The 7,475-nt window shown below is 71.9% G+C and carries 7 protein-coding genes; 3 read left to right on the top strand and 4 right to left on the bottom strand.

From position 1 onward, the window contains the following. Positions 1 to 51: 51 nt before the first annotated feature. Positions 52 to 1,560, bottom strand: a complete 1,509-nt coding sequence (locus tag ABZ948_RS33125; RefSeq protein ID WP_359765831.1) for an MFS transporter — start codon at positions 1,558 to 1,560, stop codon at positions 52 to 54. A gap of 62 nt (positions 1,561 to 1,622) precedes the next feature. Between ABZ948_RS33125 and ABZ948_RS33130 the strand changes: the two genes are divergently transcribed. After that, positions 1,623 to 2,600 carry a helix-turn-helix transcriptional regulator gene (locus ABZ948_RS33130; RefSeq protein WP_359765833.1) on the top strand — a complete coding sequence of 326 codons (978 nt, stop codon included), beginning with the start codon at positions 1,623 to 1,625 and terminating at the stop codon, positions 2,598 to 2,600. Between the two features lie 163 nt (positions 2,601 to 2,763). Here ABZ948_RS33130 and ABZ948_RS33135 read toward each other — a convergent pair whose 3' ends face one another. Next, positions 2,764 to 3,555 (bottom strand): TetR/AcrR family transcriptional regulator, encoded by a 792-nt coding sequence (locus tag ABZ948_RS33135; RefSeq protein WP_359765835.1) that lies wholly within the window; start codon positions 3,553 to 3,555, stop codon positions 2,764 to 2,766. A gap of 456 nt (positions 3,556 to 4,011) precedes the next feature. Then, positions 4,012 to 5,010: a sigma-70 family RNA polymerase sigma factor gene (locus ABZ948_RS33140; protein WP_354738103.1), complete on the bottom strand. Its 999-nt coding sequence runs from the start codon at positions 5,008 to 5,010 to the stop codon at positions 4,012 to 4,014. A 193-nt stretch (positions 5,011 to 5,203) separates the two neighbouring features. Here ABZ948_RS33140 and ABZ948_RS33145 point away from each other — a divergent pair, with 193 nt between their 5' ends. Beyond that, positions 5,204 to 5,722, top strand: coding sequence for a GNAT family N-acetyltransferase (locus ABZ948_RS33145; protein WP_359765838.1), 519 nt, complete (start codon positions 5,204 to 5,206; stop codon positions 5,720 to 5,722). Between the two features lie 20 nt (positions 5,723 to 5,742). On the opposite strand, the gene ABZ948_RS33150 is transcribed toward ABZ948_RS33145, so the two are convergent. Beyond that, the gene (locus ABZ948_RS33150; protein ID WP_359765840.1) at positions 5,743 to 6,528 is read right to left on the bottom strand and encodes a dioxygenase family protein; all 786 of its coding nucleotides are present in this window, start codon (positions 6,526 to 6,528) and stop codon (positions 5,743 to 5,745) included. 90 nt (positions 6,529 to 6,618) lie between these two features. Here ABZ948_RS33150 and ABZ948_RS33155 point away from each other — a divergent pair, with 90 nt between their 5' ends. Further along, positions 6,619 to 7,152 carry a MarR family winged helix-turn-helix transcriptional regulator gene (locus tag ABZ948_RS33155; RefSeq protein ID WP_359765842.1) on the top strand — a complete coding sequence of 178 codons (534 nt, stop codon included), beginning with the start codon at positions 6,619 to 6,621 and terminating at the stop codon, positions 7,150 to 7,152. The last annotated feature ends 323 nt before the right edge of the window (positions 7,153 to 7,475 follow it).

Raw genomic sequence — 7,475 nt, forward strand, 5'->3', positions numbered from 1 at the left:
GGAAACGCGGACGGGCCGGCACCCCGCGGTGCCGGCCCGTTCCCCCGCCAGTCAGACCAGCGCCGGTTCCTTCTGCTCCACCACCGGCTGCTCCCCCTCCAGGTGCTGCGCCGGCCGCTTCGGCAGCGCGAACATCAGCAGGAAGATGACGACCATCACCACGGCCACCCAGCCCAGCGCGTTCCGGAAGGCGTCCGCGAAGGCCGGACCGACCTGTTCCGGCCGCAGGTGCTCGGAGATCGTGCCGAAGAAGACCACCGACACCAGCCCCAGCCCGAGCGCGTTGCCCATCTGCTGCACGGTGTTGATGAGCCCCGACGCCGAACCGGCGTGCTCGCGCGGCACCTCGGAGAGGATCGCGTCGGTCAGCGGCGCCACGATCAGGCCCATGCCGACGCCCATCACGACGAGCGGCAGGGCCATCTGCCACGGGGTGACGGCAAGGCCGTAGTGCCCGGACTCCCAGACGTAGAGCAGCACCCCGGCCGCCATCACCAGCGCGCCCGCCTGGAGCACCTTGCGCCCGAAGCGCGGCACCAGCATCTGCACCGACATCCCGGCGGCCACCGACACCGCGATCGAGAACGGCACCCCGGTCAGCCCGGCCTTCAGCGGGCTCCAGCCCAGCCCGACCTGCATGTACAGCGTCCACACCAGGAAGAACACGCCGAGCCCGACCCCGAAGACGGTCTGCACGGCGATCCCCGCCGCGAAGCTCTTGACCCGGAACAGCGACAGCTCGACCAGCGGGGAGCCGTCCCGTGCGCTCTTGCGCCTCTCGTACGCCACCAGCGCCGCGAGGACGACGAGCGCGCCGGCCATCGAGACGTATCCCCACACCGGCCAGCCCAGCTCGCGGCCGCGGATCAGCGGGTAGAGCAGCATCAGCAGGCCCAGCGTCACGAGCGCGACGCCCACCAGGTCCAGCTTCAGGGCCCGCGGCGCCTTGGACTCGGTGATGAAACGGCTGCCGAGGATCAGGCCGGCGACTCCCACAGGCAGGTTGATCAGGAAGATGGAACGCCAGCCCCACCCGAACAGGTTCCACTCGGTCAGCAGCGCGCCCAGCAGCGGACCGGACACGGCGCCGAGTCCGACGACCGCGCCGAACAGCCCGAAGACCTTGCCCCGCTCGTGCGCCGGGAAGGTCGCGTGCACGATCGACAGCACCTGCGGCACCATCAGCGCCGCCATACCGCCCTGCAGGAAGCGCGAGGCGACCAGCATCTCCGGGTTCACCGCGAGGCCGCAGAGCGCGGAGGCGACGGTGAAGCCGCCGATCCCGACGAGGAAGATCCGCTTGCGGCCGTGGATGTCGCCGAGCCGCCCGCCGGTGATGAGCCCGGCGGCGAAGGCGAGGGCGTATCCGGCGGTGATCCACTGGATCTGGCTGAAGGACGCGCCCTCCTCCCGCTGGATCGACGGGATGGCGATGTTGACGATCGTGACGTCGACGAGGTCCATGAAGGCCGCGGTCATCACGATCGCGAGGGCGAACCAGCGGCGGCGGTCGCTCCCGCCGCCCGCGGTGGTGCTGAGGGTCTGCTCGGTGGAGGTCATACCGCGAAGTTAGTGGGCCACTAGGTCAGATCATGTCCTAGTCGTACGGCATCCTCGTCGGTATGACGACGGACACACCGGCCCGGCTGCTGACGCTCCTCTCCCTCCTCCAGACGCCCCGCGAATGGCCCGGCGGCGAGCTCGCCGACCGGCTCGGGGTCTCCCGCCGCACGGTCCGGCGGGACATCGACCGGCTGCGCGAGCTGGGCTACCCCGTGCAGGCCACCAAGGGCTCCGACGGCGGCTACCGGCTGGTCGCCGGCAAGGCCATGCCGCCGCTCGTCCTCGACGACGAGGAGGCGGTGGCCATCGCGGTCGGGCTGCGCGCCGGGGCCGGGCACGCCGTGGAGGGCCTGGACGAGGCGTCGGTACGGGCGCTGGCCAAGCTGGAGCAGGTGCTGCCGGGCCGGCTGCGCCACCGCGTGACCACGCTCCAGGCCGCGACGACCCCGCTGACCAGCGGGGACGGGCCGAGCATCGCGCCCGAGACGCTGACCGTCATGGCCTCGACGGTGGCCGGGCACGAGCGGCTGCGGTTCGCCTACCGGGCGGCGGACGGCACCGAGTCCCGCCGCCTGACCGAGCCCTACCGGCTGGTGTCGACGGGGCGGCGCTGGTACCTGGTGGCGTACGACATCGACCGGGACGACTGGCGCACGTTCCGTGTCGACCGGGTGAGCGAACCGTTCGCCACCGGGGCGCGGTTCGTGCCGCGCGAGCTGCCGACGGGGAGCGCCGCGGAGTACCTGCGGCAGTCGATGCAACGGCAGCAGGAGTCCTACGACTTCGAGGTCACCTTCGCCGCACCGGCCGACTTCGTCGCCGCCCGGCTGCCGAAGTGGCTGGGCACGCCCGAGCCGCTGGACGAGAGCAGCAGCCGGCTGCGGGGGTCCGTCGGGGACGCCGTGCAGTGGGTGGCGTTCCGCCTCGCACTGCTGGAGTGCGATTTCACGGTCCGGCGACCGGAGGAACTCGTGACGGCCGTACGGGAGTTGGGGGCCCGGCTGAGCAGGGCGGCGGAGGGAAGCGCGGGCGGGTGATGGCCGGCCGCGTCACGGCTCCGAGGGGCAGTCCGACTCGCTGTGGCGCCGCCGGCGCGGAGTGAGCCATCGCGTCACAGCGCGCCCCGGCCCGGCCTCCCGGAGCACGAGACCCCGAATCACCGAGCCCCCGGAGCGCCCTGCCGCCGCCCGGGTCGCCTCCTCACGGCTCCCACGGAAAGTCCCGCAGCGCCGCGAGGTTGCGCAGCGCCAGGTCCGCCGGGCTCCCCGGGCCCTCCACGGGCCCGTCCCCCTCGGCCCACCCCTCCAGCGCGGCCCGCACGGCGGCACTCGCGACGGCGGCGGCGAAGCGCGGCTCGGGCGCGGCGACGGCGAAGCGCGGCTCGGGCGCGACGGCGCCGGGTCGCGGGGCGGGTGCATCGGATCGCGGCGGGGCGGCCCCGGCATCCCGCCCGGCGGCGCCAATATCCAGCGCGGGGGCAACGTTGTCGTCGCCGAACTCACCCGCAGAGCCCCCGGACGCCCCGACACGTGTCACCCGTTCCGCCAGGACCTCCCCCAGCATGCGTTCCGACCCCTGGCACACCTCCGCCCACACCCTGCGCAGGGACGGGTTCGCCTCGGCCAGGCGCAGGAGCGTGCGGACCCACTCCCAGGAGGACGCCGAGACGCCGACGCCCGGCGTGAGGGTGTGACGGACCCCCTCCTCCAGGGCCTGGAGCACGCCCACGTCGGCGGGAGCCGCTCGCACCGCCGCCACCCAGCGCTGCGCGCCGGCCGCGTAGAGCGGCGCGACGGCCTCCTCCTTGGTCGCGAAGTACCGGTAGAACGTGCGCGGGGCGATTCCGGCGGCCTGGGCGATGTCCTCCGCGCGGGTGGCACGCAGACCGTGCCGTACGAAGAGACCGGCCGCCGCCCGGGCGATCTCCATCCGCGTCTCGGCCTTCCGCCGCTCGGTCAGCGAGGCCTGCGGGGTCGGGGTGGTGCTGCTCACGCCCTGCAGGCTATGCCCATGTGACACAATCTGCCATCTGGCGGGCCACCCCGTGGTTCAGGTACGGGGTGGCCCGCCCTCCAGCACCCCTGCCGACAAGAACGGCCGTCGAGAACGGTCGGTGAGAACGGTCGGCAAGAACGGCCGGCACGAAGAGAGCCGGGCCCCGGCGCCCGGGGGGAGGGACGCCGAAGCCCGGCCTTGGGAGAGTCCCGGCGCCGGGGGGAGTGCGACGGGACTTGGCTCTGAGGGGCCAGGGGCGTGGCCCCGGACCCGAACTGGTGGGCCCGGAAGTCTTGTTCCCGGAGCCCCGGGGGTTGAAGCGGCGTTACAACGCCATGTTTGCGCGGTCTTTCGCCACCCGGCGTACGCGGTGGCCACCAGGCGTACACTGCCCGTCACCCACAGGCCATGGGAACGAGCGGTACGCCCGGACGCCCACCGCGCCCGCAGGCGTCACGCCGCCGCGTCGAACCCCGTGCTGCGGGCCAGCTTCTTCAGCTCCAGCAGCGCGTGCTTCTCGATCTGCCGGATGCGCTCGCGGGTCAGGCCGTGCTCCTTGCCGACCTCGGTCAGCGTGCGCTCCCGGCCGTCCTCGATGCCGTAGCGCATCTTGATGATGGAGGCCGTGCGCTGGTCGAGGCGGCCGATGAGGTCGTCCAGCTCCTCGCTGCGCAGCAGCGTGAGCACCGACTGCTCGGGCGACACCGCCGAGGTGTCCTCCAGGAGGTCGCCGAACTGGGTCTCGCCCTCGTCGTCCACCGACATGTTCAGCGAGACCGGGTCGCGGGCCCAGTCGAGCACGTCGGTGACGCGCTCCGGCGTCGAGCCGAGCTCGGCGGCGATCTCCGCGGGCTCCGGGTCCCGGCCGTGCTCGCGGTTGAACTCGCGCTGCACACGGCGGATCCGGCCCAGCTCCTCCACGAGGTGGACGGGCAGGCGGATCGTACGGGACTGGTCGGCTATCGAGCGGGTGATGGCCTGGCGGATCCACCACGTGGCGTATGTGGAGAACTTGAAGCCCTTGCGGTAGTCGAACTTCTCGACCGCGCGGACCAGGCCCGCGTTGCCCTCCTGGATCAGGTCCAGCAGCGGCAGACCGCTGCGGGGGTAGCGGCGGGCGACGGCCACGACCAGGCGGAGGTTGGAACGGATGAAGACGTCCTTGGCCCGCTCCGCGTCGGCGACCAGGGCTTCCAGCTCCTCGCGGGTGGCGTCCGCCTCGGTCTCCTCGTACCCGTCGAGGACCTGCCGCGCGAACACACCCGCCTCGATGACCTGGGACAGCTCGACTTCCTTTGCGGCATCGAGCAGCGGTGTGCGCGCGATCTCGTCGAGGTACATGCCGACCAGGTCGCGGTCGGCGATCTCGCCGCCATGGGCGCGAACACTGCTTGCCGCGTCGGCCGTCTCGCCGGTGGCGGACTGACGACGGGCGACGGCACGGGTTGCCATGCGTGCTCCCTTGCGATGATGAGGTCAGCGGGTGGTCCTTCGGACGCTGGACTCCGTCTCCGGGACTCTCCGGACTCTCCTCGGGTGCCCTGCATCCGATGGAAACAACGACTGGAATCAGGACAGAATTCCCAACCCGCCCCCCAATTTTTCTGATCATGCAGTACCCTGTCCGGCCACACGGGGAGGCGAGATGCCGTCGGAACGTACAGAGGTGCAGGTCAGGCCGGGAGTCGAGGAGGACCTCGAGGCCCTCACAGCCCTCTACAACCACTACGTACGTGAGACAGCGATCACATTCGATACCGCGATCTTCACTCCGGAGGAGCGCCGCCCTTGGCTGCTCTCCCACCCTGAAGACGGGCCGTACCGCCTGATGGTTGCCGTGGACCGCGACACACAGGGGATTCTGGGGTACGCCACATCCAGCCCGTTCCGGGCGAAGCCCGCGTACGCGACCTCCGTGGAGACGACCGTGTACGTCGCCCCGGACGCCGGCCGCCGGGGCATCGGCACGCTCCTCTACAAGGCGCTCTTCGAGGCCCTGTCCGGCGAGGACCTGCACCGCGCCTACGCGGGCATCGCGCAGCCGAACGAGGCGTCGGCCCGGCTGCACGAGCGCTTCGGCTTCCGGCACGTCGGCACGTACCGGGAGGTCGGCCGCAAGTTCGGGCGGTACTGGGACGTGGCCTGGTACGAGAAGCCGCTGTAGGCCCGCTGTAGGCCCGGGCCTCAGCCGAACTGCACGGACCGCTTCGCCAGCCCCATCCAGAACCCGTCGATCACCGACTTCTGCGCGTCCAGCTCACCGGCCGCGTCGGCCGCGCCCATGGTGACGAACAGCGGGGCGAAGTGCTCGGTGCGGGGGTGGGCCAGCTGCCCTGCGGGCGACTTGCGGGTGAAGTCCAGCAGGGCGTCGACGTCCCGCGCCTCCAGCGCCCGCCGGCCCCAGTCGTCGAACTCGGCGGACCAGCCGGGGATGCCGCCCTGCCGGAGCGCGGCCAGGTTGTGGGTGAAGAAGCCGGAGCCGACGATGAGCACGCCCTCGTCGCGCAGCGGGGCGAGCCTGCGGCCGATCTCCATGAGCCGGACCGGGTCGAGCGTCGGCATGGAGACCTGGAGGACCGGGATGTCGGCCTCCGGGTACATCTCGACCAGCGGGACGTACGCGCCGTGGTCGAGACCGCGGTCGGGGACGTCCTGGACGGGCATACCGGGGGCGCGCAGCAGCTTCCGTACGGACTCGGCGAGCTCCGGTGCGCCGGGAGCCTCGTACGTCACCCGGTAGTAGTGCTCCGGGAAGCCCCAGAAGTCGTAGACGAGCGGGACGGTCTCGGTGGCGCCGAGGGCGAGCGGGGCCTCCTCCCAGTGGGCGGAGACGATCAGGATCGCCTTGGGGCGGGGCAGGCCGGCGGACCAGGCGGCCAGTTCACCGGGCCAGACCGGGTCGTCCGCCAGGGGCGGCGCGCCGTGACTGAGGTACAGAGCGGGCATGCGCTCCTGGGTGGCGGCGGACATGCTGCGGCTCCTTCCAAAACATGGTTCCCTGACAAAACTGTACGGGCCATTTGTTTAAAGTTCAAGGAGGGGCCACGTAGAGTGGAACACATGAAGGCACCCGCATCCGCACCGGCAACCGGCTCCACCGCGGAGCCCCAGGAACCGCGCTGGCTCACCGACGAGGAGCAGCGCGTCTGGCGTTCGTTCATGGAGGGCGCCACCCTCCTCGACGACCATCTCGACCGTCAGCTCCAGCGCGACGCGGGCATGCCGCACGTCTATTACGGCCTCCTGGTCAAGCTTGCCGAGGCGCCGCGGCGGCGGCTGCGGATGACCGAGCTGGCGATGCTGGCGAAGATCACCCGCTCCCGTCTCTCGCACGCCGTGGCGCGCCTGGAGAAGAACGGCTGGGTGCGCCGCGAGGACTGCCCCGACGACAAGCGGGGCCAGTTCGCCGTGCTGACGGAGGAGGGCTACGAGGTGCTGCGGCGAACCGCGCCGGGCCATGTCGAGGCCGTGCGCCAGGCGGTCTTCGACCGGCTCACCCCGGAACAGCAGAAGTCCCTCGGCGAGATCATGCGGATCATCGCCGAGGGACTCCAGCCGACCGAAGCGGGTGCGGACCTGCCCTGGCTCCGCTGACGCGGGAGTGGGTGCGGAGTTGCCCCGCCGGCTCCACTCACCCGGGAGCGGGTGCGGAGTTGCCCCGCCGGCTCCACTCACCCGGGAGCGGGTGCGGAGCTGCTCCGGCTCCACCGACACCGGAGCGAGCGCGGACCTACTCACGCAGGAGGGGGTGCGGGCCTGCCCCGGCTCCACTCACCCGGAAGCGAGCACGGACCTGCCCCGGCTCCACTCACGCGGGAGCCTTGACCATGAAGGCGAGCCGCACGGACTCCTTGGCGACCGCCGCCTCCGCGGGGTCGTCGGTCGTGGGCAGCACGCGGGCGTCCGGCATGGGCTCC

Source organism: Streptomyces olindensis (assembly GCF_040645895.1).
In the GTDB taxonomy this organism is placed as follows: domain Bacteria; phylum Actinomycetota; class Actinomycetes; order Streptomycetales; family Streptomycetaceae; genus Streptomyces; species Streptomyces olindensis.